This window comes from Parabacteroides sp. AF39-10AC (assembly GCF_003635405.1).
GTDB classification, from domain to species: domain Bacteria; phylum Bacteroidota; class Bacteroidia; order Bacteroidales; family Tannerellaceae; genus Parabacteroides; species Parabacteroides distasonis.
This window is the reverse complement of record NZ_QTLP01000004.1, coordinates 180,005-204,328: the sequence shown is the minus strand read 5'-3', so window position 1 is coordinate 204,328 and position 24,324 is coordinate 180,005. Positions and strand designations below refer to the sequence as shown.

General features: G+C 46.1%; 26 protein-coding genes. 17 read left to right on the top strand and 9 right to left on the bottom strand.

Annotated features, from left to right (window positions below):
• The first annotated feature begins 107 nt into the window (after positions 1-107).
• The 9 genes from DW033_RS05450 (at position 108) to bioD (ending at position 9,162) form a co-directional block, all read left to right on the top strand.
• Positions 108-1,175 (top strand): DUF4831 family protein, encoded by a 1,068-nt coding sequence (locus tag DW033_RS05450; RefSeq protein ID WP_005854780.1) that lies wholly within the window; start codon positions 108-110, stop codon positions 1,173-1,175.
• A gap of 26 nt (positions 1,176-1,201) precedes the next feature.
• On the top strand, positions 1,202-2,857 hold the full coding sequence (locus tag DW033_RS05445) for a peptide MFS transporter (RefSeq protein WP_048927647.1): 1,656 nt from the start codon (positions 1,202-1,204) through the stop codon (positions 2,855-2,857).
• Positions 2,858-2,874: 17 nt separating this feature from the next.
• Positions 2,875-3,339 (top strand): hypothetical protein, encoded by a 465-nt coding sequence (locus tag DW033_RS05440; protein ID WP_122382521.1) that lies wholly within the window; start codon positions 2,875-2,877, stop codon positions 3,337-3,339.
• A 6-nt stretch (positions 3,340-3,345) separates the two neighbouring features.
• Complete coding sequence (gene bioB / locus DW033_RS05435) at positions 3,346-4,329, top strand: biotin synthase BioB (protein ID WP_005864860.1); 984 nt, start codon at positions 3,346-3,348, stop codon at positions 4,327-4,329.
• Positions 4,326-5,606, top strand: coding sequence for an adenosylmethionine--8-amino-7-oxononanoate transaminase (gene bioA, locus DW033_RS05430; protein ID WP_122144807.1), 1,281 nt, complete (start codon positions 4,326-4,328; stop codon positions 5,604-5,606). The genes bioB and bioA overlap by 4 nt, the downstream gene beginning before the upstream one ends.
• Positions 5,607-5,636: 30 nt before the next feature.
• Entirely contained in the window at positions 5,637-6,800 is a 1,164-nt protein-coding gene (locus tag DW033_RS05425; RefSeq protein WP_121961166.1) for an 8-amino-7-oxononanoate synthase, read from the top strand.
• 44 nt (positions 6,801-6,844) lie between these two features.
• A complete protein-coding gene (locus DW033_RS05420; RefSeq protein ID WP_121961165.1) occupies positions 6,845-7,510 on the top strand; it encodes a DUF452 family protein in 666 nt (221 codons plus the stop codon).
• Positions 7,501-8,262: a malonyl-ACP O-methyltransferase BioC gene (bioC, locus tag DW033_RS05415; RefSeq protein ID WP_122382520.1), complete on the top strand. Its 762-nt coding sequence runs from the start codon at positions 7,501-7,503 to the stop codon at positions 8,260-8,262. The genes DW033_RS05420 and bioC overlap by 10 nt, the downstream gene beginning before the upstream one ends.
• Before the next feature lie 219 nt (positions 8,263-8,481).
• Positions 8,482-9,162, top strand: coding sequence for a dethiobiotin synthase (gene bioD / locus DW033_RS05410; RefSeq protein ID WP_005864849.1), 681 nt, complete (start codon positions 8,482-8,484; stop codon positions 9,160-9,162).
• 7 nt (positions 9,163-9,169) lie between these two features.
• On the opposite strand, the gene DW033_RS05405 is transcribed toward bioD, so the two are convergent.
• Positions 9,170-9,562, bottom strand: a complete 393-nt coding sequence (locus DW033_RS05405) for a YkvA family protein (protein ID WP_005854762.1) — start codon at positions 9,560-9,562, stop codon at positions 9,170-9,172.
• 237 nt (positions 9,563-9,799) lie between these two features.
• Here DW033_RS05405 and DW033_RS05400 point away from each other — a divergent pair, with 237 nt between their 5' ends.
• On the top strand, positions 9,800-12,886 hold the full coding sequence (locus DW033_RS05400) for a TonB-dependent receptor (protein ID WP_057326686.1): 3,087 nt from the start codon (positions 9,800-9,802) through the stop codon (positions 12,884-12,886).
• A 33-nt stretch (positions 12,887-12,919) separates the two neighbouring features.
• Positions 12,920-14,407, top strand: coding sequence for a RagB/SusD family nutrient uptake outer membrane protein (locus DW033_RS05395; RefSeq protein ID WP_057326685.1), 1,488 nt, complete (start codon positions 12,920-12,922; stop codon positions 14,405-14,407).
• Between the two features lie 54 nt (positions 14,408-14,461).
• On the opposite strand, the gene DW033_RS05390 is transcribed toward DW033_RS05395, so the two are convergent.
• The 3 genes from DW033_RS05390 to trxA all read right to left on the bottom strand — a co-directional run bounded on the left by DW033_RS05390 (position 14,462) and on the right by trxA (position 16,563).
• The gene (locus DW033_RS05390) at positions 14,462-15,043 is read right to left on the bottom strand and encodes a DUF417 family protein (RefSeq protein WP_005854756.1); all 582 of its coding nucleotides are present in this window, start codon (positions 15,041-15,043) and stop codon (positions 14,462-14,464) included.
• A gap of 93 nt (positions 15,044-15,136) precedes the next feature.
• The gene (locus DW033_RS05385) at positions 15,137-15,973 is read right to left on the bottom strand and encodes a helix-turn-helix domain-containing protein (RefSeq protein ID WP_005864844.1); all 837 of its coding nucleotides are present in this window, start codon (positions 15,971-15,973) and stop codon (positions 15,137-15,139) included.
• Between the two features lie 119 nt (positions 15,974-16,092).
• On the bottom strand, positions 16,093-16,563 hold the full coding sequence (gene trxA / locus DW033_RS05380) for a thioredoxin (RefSeq protein WP_057326684.1): 471 nt from the start codon (positions 16,561-16,563) through the stop codon (positions 16,093-16,095).
• A gap of 191 nt (positions 16,564-16,754) precedes the next feature.
• Here trxA and DW033_RS05375 point away from each other — a divergent pair, with 191 nt between their 5' ends.
• Positions 16,755-17,087, top strand: coding sequence for a hypothetical protein (locus tag DW033_RS05375; protein WP_057326683.1), 333 nt, complete (start codon positions 16,755-16,757; stop codon positions 17,085-17,087).
• 47 nt (positions 17,088-17,134) lie between these two features.
• On the opposite strand, the gene DW033_RS05370 is transcribed toward DW033_RS05375, so the two are convergent.
• Genes DW033_RS05370 through DW033_RS05355 form a run of 4 tightly spaced genes read right to left on the bottom strand, consistent with a single transcriptional unit; the run spans position 17,135 to position 19,627 of the window.
• A complete protein-coding gene (locus tag DW033_RS05370; protein WP_057326682.1) occupies positions 17,135-18,040 on the bottom strand; it encodes an outer membrane beta-barrel protein in 906 nt (301 codons plus the stop codon).
• A 21-nt stretch (positions 18,041-18,061) separates the two neighbouring features.
• Positions 18,062-18,526: a hypothetical protein gene (locus DW033_RS05365; RefSeq protein WP_005864834.1), complete on the bottom strand. Its 465-nt coding sequence runs from the start codon at positions 18,524-18,526 to the stop codon at positions 18,062-18,064.
• A gap of 13 nt (positions 18,527-18,539) precedes the next feature.
• On the bottom strand, positions 18,540-19,085 hold the full coding sequence (locus DW033_RS05360; protein WP_057326681.1) for a hypothetical protein: 546 nt from the start codon (positions 19,083-19,085) through the stop codon (positions 18,540-18,542).
• Positions 19,076-19,627 (bottom strand): RNA polymerase sigma factor, encoded by a 552-nt coding sequence (locus DW033_RS05355; protein WP_081024228.1) that lies wholly within the window; start codon positions 19,625-19,627, stop codon positions 19,076-19,078. Before DW033_RS05355 ends, DW033_RS05360 begins: the two co-directional genes overlap by 10 nt.
• Before the next feature lie 69 nt (positions 19,628-19,696).
• Here DW033_RS05355 and DW033_RS05350 point away from each other — a divergent pair, with 69 nt between their 5' ends.
• From DW033_RS05350 to DW033_RS05330, 5 genes are all read left to right on the top strand, one after another.
• The gene (locus tag DW033_RS05350) at positions 19,697-20,149 is read left to right on the top strand and encodes a PepSY-like domain-containing protein (protein ID WP_057326680.1); all 453 of its coding nucleotides are present in this window, start codon (positions 19,697-19,699) and stop codon (positions 20,147-20,149) included.
• Positions 20,150-20,226: 77 nt separating this feature from the next.
• Positions 20,227-20,907: a response regulator transcription factor gene (locus DW033_RS05345; protein WP_005854737.1), complete on the top strand. Its 681-nt coding sequence runs from the start codon at positions 20,227-20,229 to the stop codon at positions 20,905-20,907.
• Between the two features lie 2 nt (positions 20,908-20,909).
• Positions 20,910-22,181 (top strand): HAMP domain-containing sensor histidine kinase, encoded by a 1,272-nt coding sequence (locus DW033_RS05340; RefSeq protein ID WP_008773407.1) that lies wholly within the window; start codon positions 20,910-20,912, stop codon positions 22,179-22,181.
• 67 nt (positions 22,182-22,248) lie between these two features.
• Entirely contained in the window at positions 22,249-22,692 is a 444-nt protein-coding gene (locus DW033_RS05335; protein WP_005864826.1) for a PepSY-like domain-containing protein, read from the top strand.
• A gap of 49 nt (positions 22,693-22,741) precedes the next feature.
• The gene (locus DW033_RS05330; protein WP_122382519.1) at positions 22,742-23,584 is read left to right on the top strand and encodes a PepSY-like domain-containing protein; all 843 of its coding nucleotides are present in this window, start codon (positions 22,742-22,744) and stop codon (positions 23,582-23,584) included.
• Positions 23,585-23,688: 104 nt separating this feature from the next.
• Here DW033_RS05330 and DW033_RS05325 read toward each other — a convergent pair whose 3' ends face one another.
• A complete protein-coding gene (locus tag DW033_RS05325; RefSeq protein ID WP_005854730.1) occupies positions 23,689-24,318 on the bottom strand; it encodes a DUF3256 family protein in 630 nt (209 codons plus the stop codon).
• Between the last annotated feature and the right edge of the window lie 6 nt (positions 24,319-24,324).

The window sequence follows — 24,324 nt, the reverse complement described above, 5'->3', positions numbered from 1 at the left end:
TTAATGTTGTCCGGGATTTTCATGCAATAAGAATACTTCCAATTGGTTTTAAGCAAAATATTTCCTAGTTTTGCGCAATAATATACAGAATTAAAATAAACTGGGATATGAAGAATATAATCATTATAGCTAGTTTACTCCTCGGAATGCCGCTTATGGCACAAACCAAGGTGGTAAAAAAGAACGCCGTAAAAGCCAATAATTTCGGAATCACCTACTCGTTGCCCAAGACCTCGCTAGTCGTAGACGCCGAAGTGACGAAAGTAACTTGCAAAGCCGGGCCTTACTATCAATATGCAGAGAAGTATCTAGGCGTAAAGGATGCGGTCACGGAAGACAAGGTTTATTTCGATCTCGGAAAAATCAGTCTGATCAACCGGGGATTACCCGATGCGGATAATACCTATATCGTAGAATTCAAACAAGGTACGGTCGCCCCTTACGCTTATCTTACCGAAGATGGATTATTATGCTCGATAAACGCAGAATATACACCAGTTGAATCCGAGCTAGATGCCGCAAAGAAAAATAAAGGCTCCCAACAAAAAGTGACAGACGCTTCCGTTTTCTCAGAGGAATTACTAATGGCAGGCTCCACCGCCAAACAAGCGGAGGTGGCCGCTAAACAAATTTACCGTATCCGGGAAAGCCGTTTGAACATCTTGACCGGCGAGGCGGATAATTTACCTCCCGATGGTGAAGCCATGAAACTGGTGATCCAGCAATTGGAGGAGCAAGAAAAAGCATTAACAAACCTATTCACCGGAATCTTGACCAAAGAAACCGAGCATTATGAGGTAAGTATCATCCCCCACGACAACCTAGACAAAGAAGTATTGTTCCGTTTCTCCAAGCAGCTAGGTATCGTAGACGCTGACGATTTGGGCGGTACCCCTGTCTATATGAACTTGAAAGCGACAGAAAGAGCTCCGATCCTTGATGCCAAGGAAGCCGAGAAGAAAGACAAATCATTGAAAGGAATCGTCTACAATGTTCCGGGAAAAGCCAGCATAGAAATACTAATGAACAAAAAAACACTCTACAAAGGAGAGGCCCAAATCACTCAATTCGGAACACGGGAAGGATTAGCCCCTGTTATGTTTGAGGATAAGAAAGCCCCTGTCAAGGTTCTTTTCTATCCGGAAACCGGCGCCATAAAGCAAATTATTCAATAAGTATAAACTAATATTATCTAAAACACATGTTACAAGGACAACCTAAAGGTCTCTATGCCCTAGCACTCGCGAACACGGGCGAACGCTTCGGTTATTACACGATGCTTGCGATTTTCACATTATTCTTGCAAGCGAAATTCGGCTATACGGCCGCTGAGACATCAACGATTTTCGCTAGCTTCTTAGCGTTCGTGTATTTTATGCCATTGATTGGCGGTATGATGGCCGATAAGTTCGGTTATGGAAAGATGGTTACCTCGGGTATCATCATCATGTTTGTCGGTTATCTTTTATTAGCCATCCCAACAGATGCCGCCTCGGGAAAAATCATGATGTTCGGCTCGCTAGCGCTAATCGCTTGCGGTACCGGATTATTTAAAGGTAACTTACAAGTGATGGTAGGTAATCTTTATGATGCCCCGGAATATAGAAGTAAACGTGACCAAGCCTTTAGTTTGTTTTATATGGCGATTAATATCGGTGCCATGTACGCACCTACGGCTGCCACGAAAATGACAGACTGGATGTTGGGTAAGTATAACCTTTTCTACGAGTCACAAATTCCGGCACTCGCTCACCAATTCTTAAACGGAACCATCTCCGCAGAGAACAAAGAGGCACTCGCCGCTCTGCAAAGCGCACAAGGTTTCACCGGCGATATGGCTACGTTCTGTTCCACGTATATCGAGAAGTTGTCCGAGGCATACAACTATGGATTCGGTGTGGCTTGTATCTCATTGATCATATCGATGGCTATCTATATGGGATTCCGCTCTACCTTTAAGCATGCGGATGTCAACACCAAACAGGCACAGGCTTCCCACGCTCCGCAAGAGGAATTGTCACCTGCCGAGACGAAACAACGTATCACCGCCTTGCTGCTGGTATTCGCCGTGGTATTGTTCTTCTGGATGGCTTTCCATCAAAATGGTCTGACAATGACGTTCTTTGCTCGCGACTATACGGCCAACCAAGTGACCGGACTGGATCGTATCGGCTTTGATGTGATTAACTTAACATTATTGGTTATCGCCGTGTATGGGGGATTCGCTATCGCACAATCCACAACGAGCAAAGGTAAGACGATCGCCAGCATCGTGACCGTGGCCGCATTAGCCGCTCTAGGTATCAAATATATGGCTCTGCCGGAAACCGTAACGATCCTTCCGCAGACCTTCCAGCAATTTAACCCGTTCTTCGTGGTTGTATTGACTCCGGTATCGTTGGCGATCTTTGGTTATCTGGCTAATAAGAAGAAAGAGCCGTCCGCTCCTCGTAAGATCGGATTGGGTATGATGATCGCCGCTTGCGGTTTCTTGATCTTGGCGATCGGTTCTATGGGCTTGCCTACACCGGACGCTTTAGCGGCGGATAGCAAATTGCAGGTATTGGTTTCTCCGAACTGGTTGATCTCAACTTATCTGGTATTGACCTTCGCCGAATTATTGCTTTCTCCGATGGGTATCTCTTTCGTATCCAAAGTGGCTCCTCCTAAATACAAAGGTATGATGATGGGGGGGTGGTTCGTGGCTACGGCTATCGGTAACTATCTGGTCGCTATCATCGGCTATTTGTGGGGAGGCATGCAGTTATGGATGGTATGGAGCGTGTTGATCGTTCTTTGTTTACTGTCCGCGTTGTTCATGTTCTCTATCATGAAGAAACTGGATAAAGTGGCTTGACAATTGAAAATTAGAGGATGAGAAAGTCGTATACATATCGTTCGCAGGCACTCCGTTTCAGAAGATGGAGCCGGAAGGCGTATGCGGCTTTCATCAGTGTACAGAGGGCTGTTACGATCGGACAATTATCCTTTTCTGTAGCCGATCGCTTCGAGAAAAAGAACCAGTCTTTACATACCGGTATCGGTACGTTCACGGACGGATTTTTCGAAGAGGATGACGAGGAGAGGGAGAATACCGAGGAGAACAAACGGAGCCTCGCGGTATCGCATGGACTGTTTACGGCATTACTCCCGGTATCGGTATCAAATGAGATCGCTCATCCGGCTCATCGTGTAGCTCACTATACATTATATAATATAGTAAAGGCGGGAAGTATCCGAAAGAATACTTCCCGCCTTTCTTATTTCCATCCGGTTGTAGAGACGGGGCGTGCCCCGTCTCTACAACTGGGTATATATATACACGGAATTATTAAATGAGAGAAAATGACAATAGAAGAAGCAAAGCAGTACATCCTAGAGGGTGGGAAGATTACTGAGGAACAGGCTTTAAGCTTGGCGAATCACCCGGACAAAGAGGCGCTTTACGAGGCCGCCCACCAAATCACCCGCCATTTTATGGGGAATAAGTTCGACACTTGTTCCATCATCAACGCCAAAAGCGGTAATTGCAGCGAGGATTGTAAATGGTGCGCACAATCGGGACATTACAAGACCCTCGTAAACTTATATCCTTTGCTTCCGGCCAAGGAATGTGTCTATCATGCGGTATATAACCGGAAACAGGGCATCCGGCGTTTTGCCTTGGTGACTAGCGGTAAGCGAGTATCGGATAAAGAATTGGAACAGATCACCGATACGATCCGGCAAATCAAGCGGCAAAGCGATATTAAATGCTGTGCCTCCATGGGATTGCTAACCCGCTCCCAACTCCAATCGCTTTACGATAGCGGAGTGGAGAATTATCACTGCAATATCGAGACCGCCCCTTCCTATTTCCGTCAACTTTGTTCCACGCATACGATCGAGCAGAAGATGGAAACCATCCATACCGCCCGGGAAATCGGTTTCCGCATCTGCTGCGGTGGTATTATCGGCATGGGCGAGACGATGGAGGAGCGAATCGAGATGGCTTGTTTCTTACAAAAAGAAGGTATCTTATCCATCCCTCTCAATTTATTACAGCCGATACCGGGAACTCCTATGGAGAATACACAGATCCTAGAAGAAGAGGAATGGCTAACAACGATCGCCCTTTTCCGCTTGATCAATCCGAACGCATTTCTCCGTTTCTCCGGCGGACGGGCACAATTAAGCGAGGCCACGCAACGGAAATCCCTATATATAGGGATTAACTCTGCGATCATCGGAGACTTATTAACGACTATCGGAAGCAAGGTAGAGGAAGACAAAGTCTTATTTACCTCCGAAGGCTATTCACTCACCGAAAACACCGATTGGGAAAAATGACAACAACCGAACTTTTACAATACGACCGGGATCATCTATGGCATCCCTACACCTCGACCATCGATCCACTTCCCGTCTATCTGGTATCCAAAGCGGAGGGCGTAACGATAACCCTTGCGGACGGCAGGGAGCTAATAGACGGAATGTCTTCTTGGTGGGCGGCAGTCCACGGATACAACCATCCGGTACTTAACGCGGCGGCTAAAACCCAACTGGATAAGATGAGCCATATCATGTTCGGGGGATTCACGCACGAGCCGGCTGTCGAGTTGGCCGCTAAATTACTACCGCTATTGCCCCCTTCCCTAGAAAAGATATTCCTAGCGGATAGCGGCTCGGTCGCCGTGGAGGTAGCCTTAAAGATGGCGATCCAATACTGGCAGTCCAAAGGCATACCGGGAAAACATACCTTCGCCACGATCCGTAGCGGTTATCACGGGGATACTTGGCACGCCATGTCGGTATGCGATCCGGTGACAGGTATGCATGGGATCTTCTCCGGAAGCCTACCCATCCAATACTTCATACCTCAACCTTCGGTCCGATTCGGCGAGGAATGGAGAGAGGAGGCCATGGCTCCCTTGCGGGATTTACTAGAGCGGCATGCCGACGAGATCGCCGCCTTGATCTTGGAACCGGTCGTACAGGGGGCAGGAGGTATGTATTTCTACTCCCCCACTTTCCTCATTCGTGCCCGGGAACTTTGCGAGCGGTATAACGTCTTATTGATATTCGACGAGATAGCGACAGGCTTCGGACGTACCGGAAAGTTGTTCGCATGGGAACATGCGGGAGTCGAACCCGATATCATGTGTATCGGAAAGGCATTGACGGGAGGTTATCTTACGCTTTCCGCCACGATCACGACAAAGCCGATAGCCGACACGATCTGTTCCGGCGAGGCGGGATGCTTTATGCATGGACCTACGTTTATGGGAAATCCCTTGGCATGCGCTATCGCTTCGGCCTCGATCTCTTTATTGATCGCCAGTCATTGGCAGGAGAAAGTGAAGCTTATAGAGGAACAATTGCGGGCGGAGTTAGCGCCAGCCGCCAAACTGCCTGAAGTCGCTGAGGTACGGGTATTGGGGGCGATCGGGGTGATCGAGATGAAGCATCCGGTGGATATGGCGGTATTGCAACGTCGATTCGTAGAGGAAGGGATATGGGTACGTCCATTCGGACGGCTGGTTTATCTCATGCCTCCTTTCGTTATCTCCACGTATGAACTATCCAGACTAACCTCCGGATTATTGAGAGTATTAACGCATAATTAACATATCTACAACCGGGTAATATATAGATATATGAAATCATATAACGAGCAACTTACGGCTTTACGAGCCTCCGGGAATCTTAGGCACCTACCGGAAGTCGAGCATCAAGGAATATGGATATTAAAAGAGGGAATGCGTATGCTGAATCTCTCTTCCAACGATTATCTTGGATTAGCCAGCCGGCAGGATTTACAAGAGGAGTTTCAAGCATCCACACAAGACCGCTTCTATCCCTACTCCTCCTCATCATCCCGCTTGCTGACGGGTAATTTCTCCGTCTATACGAAACTGGAGAAACAGATCGCCCGCTCCTTCGACCGGGAAGCCGCATTGATCTTCAATAGTGGCTATCATGCCAACACCGGAATCCTCCCGGCCTTAACCGATAAACAGACCTTATTACTCGCCGACAAGCTGGTGCACGCCAGCATCATCGATGGCATCTTGCTGAGTGGTTCCCCATTCCTCCGTTACCGCCACAACGACTATGACCAACTGGAACGCCTCGTACAAAAGAACGCCTGTCAATACGAGACGATCATCATCTTGACCGAAAGCATTTTCAGCATGGACGGGGATGTAGCGGACTTAAACCGCCTGATAGCTATCAAAAGGCAATATCCCAATATCCTATTGTACGTAGACGAGGCTCATGCCATCGGAGCCCGTGGAAAGACGGGGCTAGGTATCGCTGAGGAGCAAGGCTGTATCCAAGAGATCGATCTATTGGTCGGTACTTTCGGCAAGGCGTTAGCGTCTATGGGGGCCTATTTGGTTTGTTCCCGTACGATACGGGAATATCTGGTCAATACGATGCGACCGCTCATATTCAGTACGGCCCTGCCACCGTTCCAAATCGCATGGACTTCCTTCATCTGGGAGCAACTCCCCTCGTTCACGAAGGAACGGGAGAATCTTCTAGCGTATAGCCGATTGCTGGCGGAGGCTTTAACGGGCAAAGGAGGCGAGATCAGCCAAAGCCACATCATCCCTTTCATTGTGGGAGAGAGCGAGGATTGCGTACGGAAAGCGGAAGAGCTACAACGAAAAGGCTTCTACTGCCTCCCCGTTCGCCCGCCGACAGTGCCCAAAGGTACCTCCCGTATCCGCTTCTCCCTTACGGCAAACCTCACGATAAAAAATATGCATCAACTGATTGTAGAGACGGGGCGTGCCCCGTCTCCCACCGACTGATAGAGAACTGGATAGATAGTATGTATATAAATTGAATTGATAGTATGTATATAGATAAGATAATAAATAAGCGATCCCCTAGTCTGATCCTCTGTCTCGCCGGCTGGTCCACCTCGCCGGAGCTTTTCCGCCATCTGGAAGTACCGGAGCAGACAGACCTATGGATTGCCTACGATTACAGGACGCTCGCATTCGAAGAGACATTCGCCCCCTATAAAGAGGTACATCTGGTCGCTTGGTCTCTAGGCGTATGGGTAGCCACCCGGCTCTGGGCAGGCCACCGATCCTTTACCACGGCGACCGCCCTGAACGGTACCCCTTTTCCCATGCACGATACGCTAGGCATCCCGACCGCGATTTTCGAGGGAACCCTCCATCAAATCAGCGAGGAAGGCATGCGTCGCTTTAACCGCAGGATGTGCGGAGACAAGGAGACATTCAATCGCTATTCGGAACTCTCACCACGTCCGCTGGAAGAGATCAAGGAGGAACTGGAATCTCTATATAATCAGATCCTCCCGGAAAAGCTCGAATCAGCCGATCCGCGGATATCCGCCTTCTGGGATCAAGCCATCCTGTCCACCGAAGATAAGATATTCCCGGCAACCAACCTCCGGAACTACTGGCAAGGCCGTTGCCCCATCCAAGAGATCAAGGCGCCTCATCTTCCTTTTTACCACTATCAATCATGGAACGAATTATGGAAGTAATCGAACAAGAACGGATCCGCCGGCGTTTCAGCCAAGCGGTGAATACATACGACGATCACGCGGAAGCCCAAAAACGGATATGCGCCCATCTGGTACAGCTATTGACCGTATACACCTCCTCTCATTTCCGCAGGGTGCTGGAAATCGGTTGCGGAAGCGGCGGATTCACCCGTTTATTAAAACAAGAATGCCAAATCGAGGAATGGGTACTCAACGATCTTTGCGAGACTTGGCAAAGCGCCATCGAGGAGTTGTTTCCTTCCGCCCCTCCTCTATTCTTGGCCGGTGATGCCGAGCGACTGGCTTTTCCCGGCACGTTCGACTTGATTGCCTCGGCCTCCGCCCTGCAATGGATGAAAGACCTTCCGCGTTTCCTCCATAAGCTATCGTCCACCCTATCGCCCGGAGGCATACTGGCTTTCAACACCTTCACGCCGGACAACCTTCACGAGATCAAGGAACTGACCGGAGAAGGGCTCACCTATCCTACCGCCGGACAATTAAGGGAGTGGTTATCCACCTACTTCCGGATCGTCCATGAAGAGGAAGGAAATATCGCCCTGACCTTCCAGCATCCGCTGGAGGTGCTGAGACATCTAAAGTACACGGGTGTCACGGCCAACGCCTCTCGCGTCTGGACACGGGGAAAACAGGAACGTTTCTGCTGGGATTATCAAGAGAGATTCCCCTCGGCGGATGGTGGAGTCACATTAACTTACCGTCCACTCTATATCTTAGTGGTCAAAAGATAAAGGTGAAGTAGGTCGCCTCTTCCGAGGTATTGATCCTTTCACCTATATGATATGATCGTATCACAAGGGTGAAACGATCTTTTCACCTAGGTGATACGTTCTTTTCACAAGGGTGAAAAGATCAATAGCACAGAAGAAAAGGAATAAATCTCTTAGAGACAAGGGGTAATATCCATAGAGACAAAAGATTAATCAAGCAACTATTTAAACAACAGAACAATGAGCCATCAAACGAAAGAAAATGTATTATTTATCTCCGGCATAGACACGAACGTCGGAAAGACCGTAGCCACCGGAATGATCGCCAAGGCATTGGCGAAAGCCGGAAAGAAAGTGATCACCCAAAAGATGATACAGACCGGATGCGAGCACGTATCAGAGGATATAGAGGCACACCGCCAAATCCAAGGGATACCCTTTACCGACGAGGACACACGAGGGTTGACTTGTCCTTATATCTTCACCTATCCTTGCTCTCCCCATATGGCGGCGGCGAAAGATGGAAGACGTATCGATTTAGACACGATCACCCAATCCACCCGGCGATTGCGAGAGACCTACGAGTATGTATTACTGGAAGGAGCCGGAGGACTGATGGTGCCGAACGACATGGAATCCCTTACGATCGATTATGTGAAGGAACAGGCGTATCCCTTGATACTAGTCACGTCCGGCAAGCTGGGAAGTATCAATCATACTTTGCTCAGCCTGTACGCCTGCGAGCGATACGGCATCGAGGTAAAAGCCATCGTCTATAACCAATATCCAAGCATCGACCCGCTGATCGAGGCGAATACCTTGGAGTATCTAAAGGCCAAATTCCCGGAAATCCCCTTAATCCTCCTTCCGGAAATGAAAAAGGGAAGCGAGGAGCTTCCCGATATTCGCCCGTTGCTATAACACCCTATCAAGCCGGATCAGGAAATAGATCCAGTATTTTCTGATCCGCTTTTCTCCGGATCTCCGGTGTAATGCTATCCTTCACCATTTTCAATACGAAAGTCATCACCGCCACATCGTCCGTGAAGCCGATAATGGGGAGCACGCTCTCCGGGATCAAGTCGAAAGGCAGTATAAAGTACCCTAAAGCCCCGATTATATAAGCCTTATGTTGAAGAGGCACCTTTTCATCCTGCAACATATAATACAGCGTGAAGACAGGACGCAATACCGTAGCCCCCACTTTCTTCGCTACCCGCTCTATCTTCTTCCAGAAACTCTTCTCCGAGAAATAAGTCCCATATCTTTGTATCTCATGTACTTCCTCGAAAGGAACATCCTCAATCTTTCTTGTGTCCATAAACGAATCCTATTAAATCATCTTTCACAAAGATAACAAGTAGTGTAGAAAAATTGCACATCAAATGAGGAAATATTACACAATGCCACCTCCACACCCGTATTCAAAGCTTTTCGTAATAATCTCATAAGAAAACAATTATAAAGAAACCTACAGGATTTATCACATCTGGCACGCCTTTTTCAGATAATCCTTTAGTTAGTATAGGTATTAATAAGACGTTTTAAACAAAAAGAGATGAGAAATGTAAAAACATGGGGCATACTATTCCTATGTCTACTTCTATTGCCCGGGGTAGCGTATGCCCAAAAAAGACAGATCGAAGGAACGGTGATTTCCCAAGAGGACAAGGAGCCTCTGATCGGAGCGACCGTTATCGTAAAAGGGAGCCTGTCGGGAGCGGAGACCGATCTCGACGGGCATTTCACGCTGGAAGTTGATCCTGACGCCAAATTCATTATTGTCGATTACATCGGCATGAAGCAGACCCAAGTACCTATCCCGAAAAACGGTATCTTAAACGTGGCTTTACAACCGGAGGCGATGAACCTCGATGAGGTCGTGGTAACCGGTTACGGTAACTTCTCACGTTCTTCCTTTACCGGTTCCGCCAACACTTTACGGGCTGACCTGCTGAAAGAGATGCCGGTGGTTTCCATAGAACAGAAACTACAAGGCATGACCTCCGGTGTCAATATCACGGGAAGCTCCGGGCAACCGGGAGCGAACGCATCCATCCGCATCCGTGGTATGGGCTCGTTCAACGCATCGAACGAACCTTTGTTTGTGATAGACGGAGTTCCCGTCACCTCGGGAAACCTAAGTACCGGAAGCGGTTCGGAGGCCTCCTACATGAACAATGCCAAGACCAACATCATGAGTACGATCAATCCTTCCGATATCGAGAATATCACGGTTATAAAGGATGCTGCCGCCGCCTCCCTTTACGGTTCCCGTGCGGCCAACGGTGTTATCTTGATCACGACCAAACAAGGATCGAAAGGACGTACCCGGGTCACGTTGAACGCTAGCGCCGGATTCTCGGACGCAGCGGTAGACTTCCGCCCGACCCTCAACGGAGAGCAACGCCGGGAACTACTTTATGAAGGCTTGGTTAATTACGCGCAAGACCAGATCGCCAAAGATCCCGCATCTTTCACCCAGACTCCGGAAGAGTACGCCAACGCCAATATCGGGACGTACACCTCTGTTCCCGCCTTAGGCTATACCGATTGGAAAGACGTGTTGATGAGACAGGCCGTACATCAAAATTATGAGGCTTCCGTTTCCGGTGGCTCCGAGAACACGACGGTCTACAGCTCCTTGGGTTATCAAAAACAAGAGGGTCTGGTGGAGAACTCATCGATGGAACGGTACTCCGGACGCTTTAACGTGCAACAAAAGATCGGCAAACGAGGCGAGGCCGGAGCGAACCTCATGTTCTCGCAAGTGAATCAAGAGATGAACGAGGAACGTACATCCAGTATCAATCCTTTCTATTGCATGGCAGTAGCCACTCCTCCCTCCTACCCGGTATTTAACGAGGATGGTTCCTACGCCAATACCTATCCCGGAACGAACGTAAATCCTTTGCGGGATATGCGTACCGACTATAACCGGGTTCGTATGACCCGTATCTTCGGTACGGCGCACGGTGCGGTAGAGATTATCAAAGGACTTAAATTAAAGGAAGTACTCAGCTATGATTATAGCATCCAGAAGGATGCCCGCTATTTCAACGCATTAAGCGGGGCGGGTCCCAAGAGCGGTAGCGATGCCCAATCGTCCAAAGGTTTTATCGAATACGGGAAATTGATCTCCTCTACCTCGTTGAACTACGTGAGGACATTCGCCAACAAACATCATCTGGATGTACTAGCCGCTTATGAGGCGGAAAGTTTCCAGACGGATAAAGCCGCCGGTGAGAAAAGCAAGATGCCGTCCGACCAATTATTCGAGCCGGACAATGCCGCCGTTATAAACAGTTTCGTATCCTCTACACAGGATTATCGGTTGCTTTCTTATCTAACCCGCTTGAATTATGATTACGACAACCGGTATTATATCGCCGGAAGTTTCCGCCGGGATGGTAGTTCCCGATTGGCGCCGGAGCATCGCTGGGGTAATTTCTGGTCGGTCTCAGGCATGTGGCATCTGGGAGCCGAGGATTTCATGAAAGCCGTAAAGCCGGTGTTGAGCGATGTCAAGATCCGTGCCTCTTATGGCGTGAACGGTAATCAGCCGGGATCTTATTACGGTTATATGGGCTTATATAGTTACGGAAAGAACTATATGGATAACCCCGGTTCGTATGAAAGCACACAAGCCAATCCCAATCTAAAATGGGAGAAGAACTATAATATGAACCTCGGACTAGACCTCGCGTTTATCGATCGCATCTTCGTAACGCTCGAGTATTACAATCGTGACACCAAGGATTTGCTTTACAACCGTCCGATCAGCGCCACGACCGGATTCCTGAACTATCTGGGTAATCTGGGGCAGTTAAACAATAAAGGTGTCGAGCTGGAGGTTCGTTCCTTGAATATCTCGAACGCAGATTTTAATTGGACTACGGTATTGAACTTGACACATAACAAGAATAAGATCGTGGCCCTTGATGGTAATCTCGATCAAGTGGTAGAAAGTAGTTGGTTTATCCGGAAAATAGGATTGCCATTCAATACATTCTATGTAAAGGAATTCGCCGGGGTAGATCCCTCGAGCGGAAATGCGCTGTATTATAAAAATACGGAAGACGAGAACGGCAATCTAGACCGCACCTTGACCCAAGATGTCAATGAGGCGCAAGCGGTTCCTTATAAACAAGTAGATCCGAAGATATCCGGCGGCCTTACCAATATCCTTTCTTATAAATGGTTCGACTTGGCCTTTACGCTCTCTTATTCATTGGGCGGCTATTCTTTCGACAAGACCGGTACGTATATCGAGACAGACGGAGCCAGCGAAGGAAACCGCAACCTGCCCATCTATGAGTTAGACCGTTGGCAAAAGCCCGGTGATATCACCGACATTCCCCGTTTCGTATTGGGACGCTCCGACAAAGTGAGCGGTGGTTCCTCTCGCTTCGTACATAGTACGGATCACTTGCGGTTAAAGAACCTGACGTTCGGGTTTACCCTGCCTCATAACTGGACCGATAAAGTCTTGCTGGATAAAGTCCGTGTCTATTTCTCCGGCAGCAACTTGCTGACTTGGGCGAAATGGAAGCAATATGATCCGGAAGTGCCCGTATCCGGCGAGGTATTCTGCGAGACACCGCCCATGCGAACCTTTAGCTTCGGCGTGGAAGTTAATTTCTAAACACAACAATTCATTCGATAAAAAAGAAATACAATGAAATGGTCAATTAAATATATCGTAAGCGCTCTTCCTTTCTTATTCACGGCTTGTTCCGGAGATTGGCTGGATCTGGATCCCTCCACTTCCGTAACCAGCGATAACGCTATTCAGTCACTGGAAGACGCTAAAACCGCATTAAATGGAATCTATCGCATAGCATCCGAGCATAGTTATTATGGAGACAACTACCTCTATTATGCCGACTGCCGTGGCGAAGACGTACAAGCTCGTATTGACAAAGGTCCCGGCAGACGTGTATCTCCGTACTATCTGTTCAACGTAGCCGCCGACGACGCTTTTAATATCACGAGAGTATGGAACCAACCCTATATCGTGATTCATCAAGCGAACAGCTTAATCGAGAAAATAGACAACGGTAGCGTCCAAACCTCCGACACGCAAGAAATCGCCCGTATAAAAGCAGAGGCGTTGGCTATGCGTGGCTTGGCCTTATTCGATTTAACCCGCCTCTTTGGCATGCCTTATACACTGGATAATGGGGCGTCCTTGGGTGTGCCCATCGAGATCAAGACGGAGTTGCCGACTCACCAACCGTCTCGCAACACGGTAGCCGAATGCTACAACCAAGTGATCAAAGACCTGACCGAAGCCTTACCCAACCTTGTTACAACCAAATCCGACGGTCACCAAAATGTATGGAGCGTGAAAGCACTTTTATCTCGTATCTATTTATATATGAACGACAACGAGAACGCCCTTAAATACGCTCAAGAAGTAATCAATAACGGAGGTCTTTATACCTTGTTCACGCACGATGAGTATACCTCCGTATGGGGAAAAGACTTCAATTCCGAATCCCTGTTCGAGTTCTACTTTACGCTTACCGAGCCTTCCGGCGGTAGTGGCGGAGAAGGCGCTCCCATGGTATATGCCGATAACGTGAAAGATTGGAACAATTTGGTCTTGACGAAAGATTTCTTGGATTTACTGGGTGAAGACCCGGATGATGTTCGCCATGCCTTATGCCGCTTACCTCAAAAACCGGACGAGGATATCCTTCCAACTGGTTCGACCGGACATCCTAAATATCTGACGAAGTATCCCGGAAAAACAGGAGATGTATTGACCGGCAATCCGCAAGACAATGACCTATGCATCATCCGTCTGTCCGAGATATACTTAAATGCGGCCGAGGCGGCTTTCAAGCTAGGAAAACGTAGCGAGGCGTTAGGCTACCTGAATCAAATCGTAAGCCGAGCCAACCCCAATAAATCCGTTAGCGACTCCGAGCTTTCCCTAGAGAGAATCCTTAAAGAACGCCGCAAAGAATTGGTTGGCGAAGGACATGCGTTCTTTGATTACATGCGTAACAATATTCCGGTAATCCGCAAGGGCGGTTGGCATTTGCCGCAATTACCTACCGACGCACAGGTGATCAACGCTTCCGATCCCCGGGTAGCACTCCCGATTCCGCAAAGCGAGATCGACGCAAACCCGAATATCGTACAGAATAAACGGTAACCAACAAGAAAAAGGGGAATGGCATTAAAACCATTCCCCTTTTTCTTGTTTCGCTTATTTCTTTTTCAAGATCCGTTGCGCCGAATCCGACAGCACCACGATCGCACCGGCCAGTATCGCCGTATCTTTTATCACCAATCGCCCGGCCCCCGATAATAACGGGAAACCAAATTCCCCGCTGCCAAGATTAGGTACCCAGACCTCCGGAGTCGTGACCAAGAAGGACAACGTCCCGAACGTCATGATTATAGCCAACCCCGCTCCTACCAAACCGATCTTCGGCGAGAAAATGCCGAGGAAAGTCAAGATACCGATCGCCATGATCAAGATTCCCAAGCCACGAGAGAAGCCATACGTGTTATTCTCTTGATGCCACTCATGCTTCGCTTGATCGAACTCACCCTCTTTTAATTTATACGTCTTATATTCGGGAGCGCTTTTCGTATAGAAGAAACTCATGAAAGGGCTGTTCGCCACAAACGGAACGATGCCTTCCGCTTCATAATTCCAGAACTTCAAACCGCCGATCCACACAAATATGATCAAGATCGATATACGGATCAAATTAATACCTAGCTTCTGAGTAGAGGCCGCCACTTGCAAAAACGAGTAAAACAGGTCATTCAACTTTTTCATCTTATTATTTGTTTTATAGTATTGAACTTATACCGCAAAGATCGGTAGAAACACCTATCCCGTAAATGGCGATTTTACCGGATGAGTTAGCAATTATTCCCGTTTCTCTCTTTTCCGGTACTCAGAGACGCTTTCTCCCGTCATTTTCTTGAAAAAACGGCTGAATGTGGCTTGATCCTCGAAGCCCAAGATCTCCGTGATTTCCTTCGCGCTCTTCTGGCTATATAATAGCAATCGTTTGGCCTCAGCCTCAATTCGTTCGTGAATGATCCGTAACGGAGAAGGTAATCCGCAAGTCGTAAAAAGGTTGGATAGGGTTTTTGGTGAGCGATGCAGCATATCCGCATAATCTTGGACCATCTTCTTTTCCTTAAAATGGTTATCTACCAATACATAGAACTGGCGAACCATATCGAACGCCTTTTCCCGTTCCGGGCTTACCGAAAACTTCTCACGTGCGATCCGGGTGCACAAAATAATGAAACGTTTCAGTAAGATACGCAGCATCTCCTCTTGCAAATTATCCTTTATGGCGTACTCACTCGTTAGGCTGTCGGTGATATCGCGCAAAGAGGCAACTTGGGATTCGCTCAATTTCAATTGCATCACATTGGAAGTCCCGTTAAAAAGAAAACCATTACACGACACCTCATTGTCATGTCCGAAAATGCAATAGAAGTTACTGTTAAACAGAAGGGTCAAGTACTCGCCATTGATCGCCTTGAACTCGATATGGTGCAAAGGAGTCAAGGGAATAATCTCACCTTTCACTAAGGTAGTCGGTACGTGATCGATCTCCAGTTGCAACGAACCGCTTTGTACCCAAATAAATTTGTAAAGCGTATTATCTTTCTGCAAAGCAAGGTTCGTGTGATACGAATCGGTCAACGCTATATTACCTCTTAAGCGAGTATTAAAAATATATTCCATAGATTTCTTCCGGATTTTAAGACGGATAAAGATAACAATATTATATAAACAAAAAGCGGAAGTTCACTTTATTCCCAGCAAACTTCCGCGTCACTAATCCCCAAAACACACTATACGAGTTATTTCGACTCTAATAAAATATCATCAACCAATTTCTTCAACTCATTCTTCTGCATAGCCCCTTGAACCATACTCGGTTCTTTCTTCATCGGTACAAACAATAAAGAAGGAATACTACGGATACCGAAAACACTCGCTAAATCCGCCTCTTTATCGACATTCACCTTATATACGTTGATTTTACCCTCGTACTCTTTGCTGATCTCATCCAAGATAGGAGACATCATCTTACAAGGGCCACACCAAGTGGCATAGAAATCGATAACCGCAGGTTTATCACCCTCGAACTTCCATGCGTTCGGGTTTGTCTCAAAGTCATACACTTTCTTTACGAAATCTTCTTGTGTTAATTCTGTTACTGTCATTTTATTTTCTGTTTTATTGTTATTATTCTTATTTCCATTACTAGCGTTCGCCATTCCTACCAAAAGACTTGCGAACAATACGGCACCTACCTTAATAAAACCCATCTTGAACCTCCTTTTTATTTATTACTTTGTCTTCTATTTATATTGCAAAGTTCATCTTATTTCCACGATTAAGAAATGGCCATATCGCCGGATAAGTTTGCAATACTTCCCGATCCCCATCAAAAAAGTATAAAATAAGTTTTTTCAAGATAAATGCCGTACCTTTGCGACGTTTTCCCAAAAAACACATTATGAGCAATAAACAATTATTCAACGACCCTGTTCCACGTAAACGATATATTTGCGCTTTATTAATGATCTTATTAATGGTGGGTGTCTCCGAGCTTATGGGAGAGAAAGAGATTATCTTCCCGGAGATGGCGGCGCTCACGATCGGAATGTGGATCGTAGATAAAAAAGTATGGACCGTAAGTCGTCTTAAATTAGTTCTGTTAATGTCGATCGGGGCCATCGTCGGTGTCTGTATCGTACGCTATTCTCCTTTTCCCTTGATCGTAACGTACGTAGGATGCCGATCCTATTTACGCCAACAAGAAAGAAAAACGATGCCGAACCTTGGTTAACAAGATCCGGCATATCGTACGTTCTTTTTCCGTAAAACCTCAACGATCTACAAATGCAACTGCAAGCCGATAGAAACCGGATGCACCTTCGGACCTTTCCCATTTTCAAAGAGGTCGATCGGTGAGTACTTGGCGTAAAGACCGATCCAATCCCAACCGGCTTGAAATAAGAAATCCATAGTTACCGGACGGATATTCATACCGAAATCCATTTTCTCTTTGTGCTTTTTACCGGAAGCGTCATTATATACGATCTTCGAGGAAGAACAAGTCTTGATCACACCGACTACACCCGCAGACAAGAAGAATTCACTCGAACGCTTTTTAGGTTGCCATTCCAATAACAACGGAATGGTCAGACTCGTGATATTCAACTTACTCGCTTTCAACGTAACACCCTCAGGAGCCGGACGTAAAGCCGTAACACCGTCTATCTCCTTGAAATACTCATTCGAATCTATACGGTAACGGCTCCAACGCATACCGGCACCGATCACCACTGCCCAACGATACCGAGAGAACGGGAACGCTTTTTCCAATACATTCAAATTATATTCCAATGAGTTTCCACTACGAAGGGAGACTCCGTCTACATCATTTACATGTAAACTCCCATCCGCAAAGTTCGCGAAGCCCATTCCAAAACCGGCCCAATGCGGATTGAAGTCCTTATCCCAAGTAGGCACAGGGATATTGATAGACTTCACGTGTTTACGGCGTTCATAGCTTTGTCCGTCCCGGTAATGCCCTTCGAAGATCAACTCGTCGTCCACGGAATCACCATCCTCGTCTACCTCATACACCCTGACTTTCATGCGATCGCCATTATCTTTCACCTCGATACGTTTTCTCTCAAGGGTGATAATCGTATCCCCAGCCAAAGGCTCAACCTCAGCGGCCATCAACCCGATTACCGGGAAGCAAGCCATTAAGACTAAAAGTATTCTTTTCATCTTCCTATCTGTTTTGTTTGTTTATAAATCTTTCTTCGTAAATAATAGCGTGATTAAATCATCACTATCCAAATCTCCCTCGATGTACACCAAAGTTATTACCCCTTTCTTGCTGACCTTAAAAAGGACAAAACGGTTGATATCTGCTTCTACGCCCTTCAACTGGTAATAAGCGGAGACTACCCCTCCATCGTCCGTCACCTCTTTGATCTTCCGGGCCCCTTTCTGGTCCGCTTCCAGACATTGGCGGGTAAACCGCAGGGCTTCCGGATCATCTTTGATCGTAATACTCTTATAACGAGTCATGCCATACGTTTCCAACATCTCGTTAGACAACTCCACCATCGTGACATTACGTTTTTTGCCATATCGTTGAAAAACTTCCTGAATCTTCAAGTCTTTCTGTGTCTCGGCAGCCGAGACACCACAAGGCATTAAGCAAAATACCGCCACCAGCAACCATAACATGTATTCGAACCGTCTCATATTTACAGTATTTTTATTCATTATCATCAAATAAAGAACGAAGCTCGTCCAATTGGTTATCTATAATCATACGGTCGGCCTCATCACGATCCACTTCCGGAAAGTACTCGTCCGCAGGTGTGGCCACCTCCTGCAAAGCTTCCAGCGCCATGGAGCGAACTTTATGAATATCCGTATAACAACGACCGTTTATAACGACATAATTATCCGAGCAGAAGCAAGGATCTACCGGATTCAACAGATGGTTAAGCCCCAAAAGCAGCAAGAAACTGGCGGCGATACCGGATACCAAATACAACACGGATCGTAAAGTAAACGTCTTCTTTTCCTCCACCTTTTCCGCATCCAGCATAAAAAGGATATCCTCATCAATCGGAATCAATGCCTCATCCGGCTGTCGCTCCTTCCGGCTCTCTTCCTCCAAATAGGCAAACATAGGCGTATAGACCGCCAACCTGTCCGGAACATTCCCGGAAGTAAAGAAGGCTCGAAGTTCCCGCTCTTCTTCCGAAGAGGTTTCTCCTTCAAAATATCGGTTTAATAACTCGTCTATGTCCATTTCTCTTGTTTATTTAATTGTAAAAACTGTTCCCGTATCTTTTTCCGAGCCCTTGAGAGATTCACCCGGACATTCTCGACCGGTGTAGCCGTGATCTCCGCAATCTCGGCTAACTCATAGCCCTCTACATCCTTCATCCGGATAATGGTTTGCTGCAAAGCGGGCAACTGGGCGATCAAGTGCCGTATGCATTCGGCGGCATCCCTTTGCTCCAGTTGTTCGTCGGGGCTTACCGCATCCGATACCAACGTAACGCTCTCCAACTCCGATCCCTGCGGCTTTCGCAACTTTATCTTATCCAATGAGAGATTTTTCGTAACCTGCATAGCCAGCGCCTCCACGCTATGGTAGGCATCCAGTTTTTCCCGGATATACCAAAGCTTTATGAATGCCTCTTGCACCACATCCTCAGCATCGGCTGTGTCCTCAACCAGTCTCTGGGAGAAATTCAACATCTTCTGCCGGAGAGGTAGTACGGTTATTTTAAACGTCTCAAGTTCCATTTCTATAATCAAGACGACAAAGGAAGAAAAACATATCATGGAAAATTAACTTATTTGGAAAAAACTTTGCCTGTCACCCGCTTGTTTGTAATAGAAAACTTAAACGTTATGAAACTAAAAGTATCATTTACAGCCATTTTATTCATGAGCTACTGCTTATTCCTCACCGTAGGTTGCCAACAAAAGAAACAAGGTTCCGATGACAAATCGGTCCCTCAAGCGATTCAAAAGGTGATCCAGATAAAATATCCGGGGGCGACCATTACCGATTACGATAAAGATGCCGCAGGTGTAGAAGTCGACATCAAGGATAAAGGCGTTAAGAAAGAGGTTCTGCTCGGCAAAAATAACGAGTGGCTAAGCACGAAATTCGATATCCATGCCGAAGATGTTCCCGTAGACATCATGGACAACCTAACAAATTCGGCTTATCATGAATATAAGATAGATGAGGTGACACAAATAGACAAGCCTTCGGGAACATTTTACGTATTCAAACTAGAGCATGAGAACAATGAGGTTCGCCTCACGTTTAACTCAGAGGCCCAATTATTGAAGTAGAACGGTACTGAATCTTTTCTTATTCCAAATTTTTACCAGAATATTTCAGTAGCTTTGTGTGATTAACAAGCTAGCCTATGAAAATTCTGGTAGTCGAAGATGAAAACGCACTGAGAGAAGTTATCGTTCGTTCTCTTGAAAAAGAACGATATGTGGTAGAGAGCGCTTCCTCTTTCCGGGAAGCTTCTCTTAAAATAAATGATTATGATTACGATTGTATCGTATTAGACATCATGCTTCCGGGAGGTAGCGGCCTTACCCTTTTGAAGGAATTAAGAGCCTTACGCAAGAAAGACAGCATCATCATTATCTCCGCAAAAGACTCTATCGAGGATAAAGTTACAGGATTAGATCTTGGGGCCGATGATTATCTGACCAAGCCTTTCCATCTGGCGGAATTGAACGCCCGCATCAAGAGCGTTATCCGCCGCAAGCAACAAGATGGGGAATTGCAACTGTCTTTAGCGAACCTAACGATATATCCCGATAAACATTCCGTCTATATAAACGGGAAAGAGATCGTATTGAACCGTAAGGAGTTCGATCTGCTCTACTATTTCATATCCAACCCCAACCGTTTGATCAGCAAAGCTACTTTAGCCGAGTCCGTCTGGGGAGATTATATAGACCAAGCCGATAATTTCGACTTCATCTATAGCCAAGTAAAAAACTTGCGAAAGAAATTAAAAGCCGCCGGAGCCATCCCCGAAATAAAGGCGGTCTATGGCTTCGGTTACAAAATGACCGACGAGGAATAAATATGAAGCTAATCCATTACACCCTCCGCAATTTATTTGTCCCCATATTGGTCATTTTCGCCGCTTGGGGATGTGTTTTCTGCCTTATGATTCTACATGAGGTAGAAGACGAGACGAATGACAGCCTTGAGAACTACAAAGAGATTATCATCCGCTCCGCCTTAGCGGACAGCACATTGCTGAAAGATCATGTGGATATCATGACCCGGTACTACATTCGTGAGGTTCCGGAAAGCGAAGCGAAACTAGATAAGGACGAGTTCTACGATGCTACGGTATACATAGAGATAGAGCAAGAATACGAACCGGTTCGTGCCTTACGCACTTATTTCATGACAAAAGATCGTAAATTCTACGAACTGACGCTGGAGTTATCCACCTTAGAACAAGAAGATATGATCGAGACGATTATCTGGAGCATGGCCGTCTTATATATCGCATTGATAAGTTGCATCTTATTCGTGATCCATCGAGGATTCAAAAGAAGCTTTAAGCCTTTATATATGCTATTAAGCTGGTTGAAAAGTTTTCAAGTAGGCAAATATAATCCTCCATTAAACAACCCTACACCCATCGAGGAATTTAAGATATTAAACGAGACCGTTCAAGAAAGCGTCAACCAGAGTGACAAGCTATACAACAAACAAAGACATTTCGTAGAGAATGCCGCCCACGAGTTACAAACTCCATTGGCCGTATGCATGAACAAATTAGAATTATTAAGCGAACATCCGGATTGCACGGAAGATCAACTGAAAGAGATCGCTGGCTTGCATCAAGCGTTGAACGGCATCATCCGGTTGAATAAATCCCTCCTATTACTTTCTCGGATAGATAACAAACAATTCCCCGAAACCCGGGATATTTGCCTAAATCATCTTATCCATAAGATATTAGAAGGAATTAATGACATATACGAAAGAAAAGCTCTCCACTTACGAGTTTCAGAAAAAGAGAGTTTGGTATGCACCATGAATGAATCGCTGGCCACTACGTTAATCACCAATCTCATAAAAAACGCCTATGTCCATAATTACGAGAAAGGGGATATAGGAATCACGATCTCTCGCCGTATGCTTACGATCGCAAATACGGGAATCGACAAAACCCTTGATAAGGAATTATTATTTGCCCGTTTTGCCAGCCAAAGCAAACAACAAGAATCGACGGGCCTTGGGTTGGCCATTGTCAAATCAATAGTCGATCTATATTCGATCCGGATAGATTACCAATACGCAAATGGTATGCATACATTCACATTATTATTCTATTAACGGCCGAAATTCCCAATTTTTTCCAAAATGCATCCTTTCCTTTGCGGTATAATAAAAAACAAGGCATATGAAAAGGATCAATTATTTACTGATAGTCTTATCATTATTATCTGTCATGGCTTGTGCCGGCAACGATAAGATCACGAGTGACACCAACGTATTGCCGGTTTCCAGCCGCCAATTCATATCGGATCATTTTAAGGACATCCCGGTATCGCATATCCAAATAGAGAAAAATCTGATCCGGATTAGCAGTTACGACGTGATCCTCACGGACGGGACCAATGTTGAGTTTAACCATAAAGGAGAATGGAAAGAGATTAAACGGCATGGGCTCCCTATCCCGCAAGCGATCATTCCGGAGGTAATACAAGACCTTATCAAGAAAAACTATTCATCGAATAAGGTTGTTAAAATAGAAAAAGAGATACGGGATTATGAGATAAAGCTAGATAACGGTCTTGAGATGACATTCGACTTAAAAGGGAACTTGATTGATATCGATGACTAATAGACACTCTAAGATAAGTATTAATATATTTTTAATTAAAATCAATCGTATGAAAACAAAAGCATTCATAATGGCAACTTTGGTTTGCAGCTCATTCGTATTCATGTCATGTGATGACGATGATGACAAATTCACACCTGAGAGTATTGTAACAAAAGCCTTTGACACAAAATATCCGGATGCGCAACGTGTCAGTTGGGAGAACGAGGCAGGCTATGTCAAAGCAGAATTTTACACCGGTTCATATGAGGCTGAAGCGTGGTTTGATCCGCAAGGCAACTGGATGCTGACAGAGACCGATCTTCCTTACAAGGCTTTGCCCCAAACCGTAAAAAACAGTTTCGAGGCAAGCCTATACGCTAAATGGAAGATAGACGATGTAGATATGCTAGAACGTCCGGACGCTGGTACCATTTACGTTCTCGACGTTGAAAATGGCGAGCAAGATGTAGATCTACATTATACGGAAGGCGGTATTCTCATCAAGGAAGTAACCGATGGTAACGGCGACAACGAGCATCGTCCCTCCGTTACCCCCAGCGCTATTAAGGAACTCATTTCAGAAATGTATCCGGGAGCGACAATCCTTGAGATAGATACGGAGGCAAAAGGTACCGAGGTGGATATCCTTCATGAGAATATCCATAAGGAAGTTTGGCTGGATACCCAGAACAAATGGTTATATACGGAGTGGGAAATACGCTCTTCCCAAGTACCCGATATCGTGATGACCGCATTCAAGGCCTCCACATATGCCTCTTATCGAATCGATGATATCCATGTCATTCAAAAAGCGGAAGGACTCTCTTATGAGTTCGAGCTGGAGCAAGGAGACCGAGATATAACGATTCTTTTTAATGAAGAAGGGATCTTAGTCTCTCCTACCCATTAAAAAAGACTCTTTATCGCAGTACTACTGCAACCCACAGTAGTACTGCAAAGCGGGTTGCAGTAAAACCTCATGAACTATATCGGAGTGGATGGATAAGGAAAGAATTACTGAAAATGATATTTCTGCCACGTATAGACTTTCGGTTCACTGAGATACGGCTCTATTTTCTCACGAGCCTCTTGGCTCAGATATTGAGGAGTCGTATAAATGGCGGTCAAAGTCTGATCATCCGGACTCAATCGATATTGAATTAAATCCATATCCAAATGTGAGGCGGCCTCTTGATAGGCTTCGTCTTTCTTATCTATTCCCTGCTTGATATACCAATCGGAAGTTGGCTGCGTGAATAAATCGGATGTTGCCAAAGGCTCCCAATTGGTCGTGAAAAACTCGATACGGCTATCCGGAACCGGGCCGTTTACCGTAGAGATCATACAAACCACGTAGGTATTGTTTACCAAGGGAAGTAATTTCATCTCTACCGTGCTACGCTCCGTAGTCTGTAGCAAAAGGTAATCGTTCGTTAGCTTTTGCAAGGTAGAAAAGCCATTCATCGTATTTTTCAGCCGGGATTCTTTTCCTGAAGTATAAAGATCCACCAAATCCTTTCGCCAAGCGTGCTCCAATTGAGGAATGTATTGGTCTGGCATCGCCGTGAACACACTTGTCATATCTTGTGCGTTCATTCCCAACGCAAAGACACAGATCAACAACGTAACTATAACTCGTCTCATTATCTA

What these genes read in the sequence shown, in the direction of transcription:
- DW033_RS05450 (WP_005854780.1), top strand. Translation starts at nt 108, where the DNA reads ATGAAGAATATAATCATTATAGCTAGTTTACTCCTCGGAATGCCGCTT.
- DW033_RS05445 (WP_048927647.1), top strand. Translation starts at nt 1,202, where the DNA reads ATGTTACAAGGACAACCTAAAGGTCTCTATGCCCTAGCACTCGCGAAC.
- DW033_RS05440 (WP_122382521.1), top strand. Translation starts at nt 2,875, where the DNA reads ATGAGAAAGTCGTATACATATCGTTCGCAGGCACTCCGTTTCAGAAGA.
- bioB (WP_005864860.1), top strand. Translation starts at nt 3,346, where the DNA reads ATGACAATAGAAGAAGCAAAGCAGTACATCCTAGAGGGTGGGAAGATT.
- bioA (WP_122144807.1), top strand. Translation starts at nt 4,326, where the DNA reads ATGACAACAACCGAACTTTTACAATACGACCGGGATCATCTATGGCAT.
- DW033_RS05425 (WP_121961166.1), top strand. Translation starts at nt 5,637, where the DNA reads ATGAAATCATATAACGAGCAACTTACGGCTTTACGAGCCTCCGGGAAT.
- DW033_RS05420 (WP_121961165.1), top strand. Translation starts at nt 6,845, where the DNA reads ATGTATATAGATAAGATAATAAATAAGCGATCCCCTAGTCTGATCCTC.
- bioC (WP_122382520.1), top strand. Translation starts at nt 7,501, where the DNA reads ATGGAAGTAATCGAACAAGAACGGATCCGCCGGCGTTTCAGCCAAGCG.
- bioD (WP_005864849.1), top strand. Translation starts at nt 8,482, where the DNA reads ATGAGCCATCAAACGAAAGAAAATGTATTATTTATCTCCGGCATAGAC.
- DW033_RS05405 (WP_005854762.1), bottom strand. Translation starts at nt 9,562, where the DNA reads ATGGACACAAGAAAGATTGAGGATGTTCCTTTCGAGGAAGTACATGAG.
- DW033_RS05400 (WP_057326686.1), top strand. Translation starts at nt 9,800, where the DNA reads ATGAGAAATGTAAAAACATGGGGCATACTATTCCTATGTCTACTTCTA.
- DW033_RS05395 (WP_057326685.1), top strand. Translation starts at nt 12,920, where the DNA reads ATGAAATGGTCAATTAAATATATCGTAAGCGCTCTTCCTTTCTTATTC.
- DW033_RS05390 (WP_005854756.1), bottom strand. Translation starts at nt 15,043, where the DNA reads ATGAAAAAGTTGAATGACCTGTTTTACTCGTTTTTGCAAGTGGCGGCC.
- DW033_RS05385 (WP_005864844.1), bottom strand. Translation starts at nt 15,973, where the DNA reads ATGGAATATATTTTTAATACTCGCTTAAGAGGTAATATAGCGTTGACC.
- trxA (WP_057326684.1), bottom strand. Translation starts at nt 16,563, where the DNA reads ATGGGTTTTATTAAGGTAGGTGCCGTATTGTTCGCAAGTCTTTTGGTA.
- DW033_RS05375 (WP_057326683.1), top strand. Translation starts at nt 16,755, where the DNA reads ATGAGCAATAAACAATTATTCAACGACCCTGTTCCACGTAAACGATAT.
- DW033_RS05370 (WP_057326682.1), bottom strand. Translation starts at nt 18,040, where the DNA reads ATGAAAAGAATACTTTTAGTCTTAATGGCTTGCTTCCCGGTAATCGGG.
- DW033_RS05365 (WP_005864834.1), bottom strand. Translation starts at nt 18,526, where the DNA reads ATGAGACGGTTCGAATACATGTTATGGTTGCTGGTGGCGGTATTTTGC.
- DW033_RS05360 (WP_057326681.1), bottom strand. Translation starts at nt 19,085, where the DNA reads ATGGACATAGACGAGTTATTAAACCGATATTTTGAAGGAGAAACCTCT.
- DW033_RS05355 (WP_081024228.1), bottom strand. Translation starts at nt 19,627, where the DNA reads ATGATATGTTTTTCTTCCTTTGTCGTCTTGATTATAGAAATGGAACTT.
- DW033_RS05350 (WP_057326680.1), top strand. Translation starts at nt 19,697, where the DNA reads ATGAAACTAAAAGTATCATTTACAGCCATTTTATTCATGAGCTACTGC.
- DW033_RS05345 (WP_005854737.1), top strand. Translation starts at nt 20,227, where the DNA reads ATGAAAATTCTGGTAGTCGAAGATGAAAACGCACTGAGAGAAGTTATC.
- DW033_RS05340 (WP_008773407.1), top strand. Translation starts at nt 20,910, where the DNA reads ATGAAGCTAATCCATTACACCCTCCGCAATTTATTTGTCCCCATATTG.
- DW033_RS05335 (WP_005864826.1), top strand. Translation starts at nt 22,249, where the DNA reads ATGAAAAGGATCAATTATTTACTGATAGTCTTATCATTATTATCTGTC.
- DW033_RS05330 (WP_122382519.1), top strand. Translation starts at nt 22,742, where the DNA reads ATGAAAACAAAAGCATTCATAATGGCAACTTTGGTTTGCAGCTCATTC.
- DW033_RS05325 (WP_005854730.1), bottom strand. Translation starts at nt 24,318, where the DNA reads ATGAGACGAGTTATAGTTACGTTGTTGATCTGTGTCTTTGCGTTGGGA.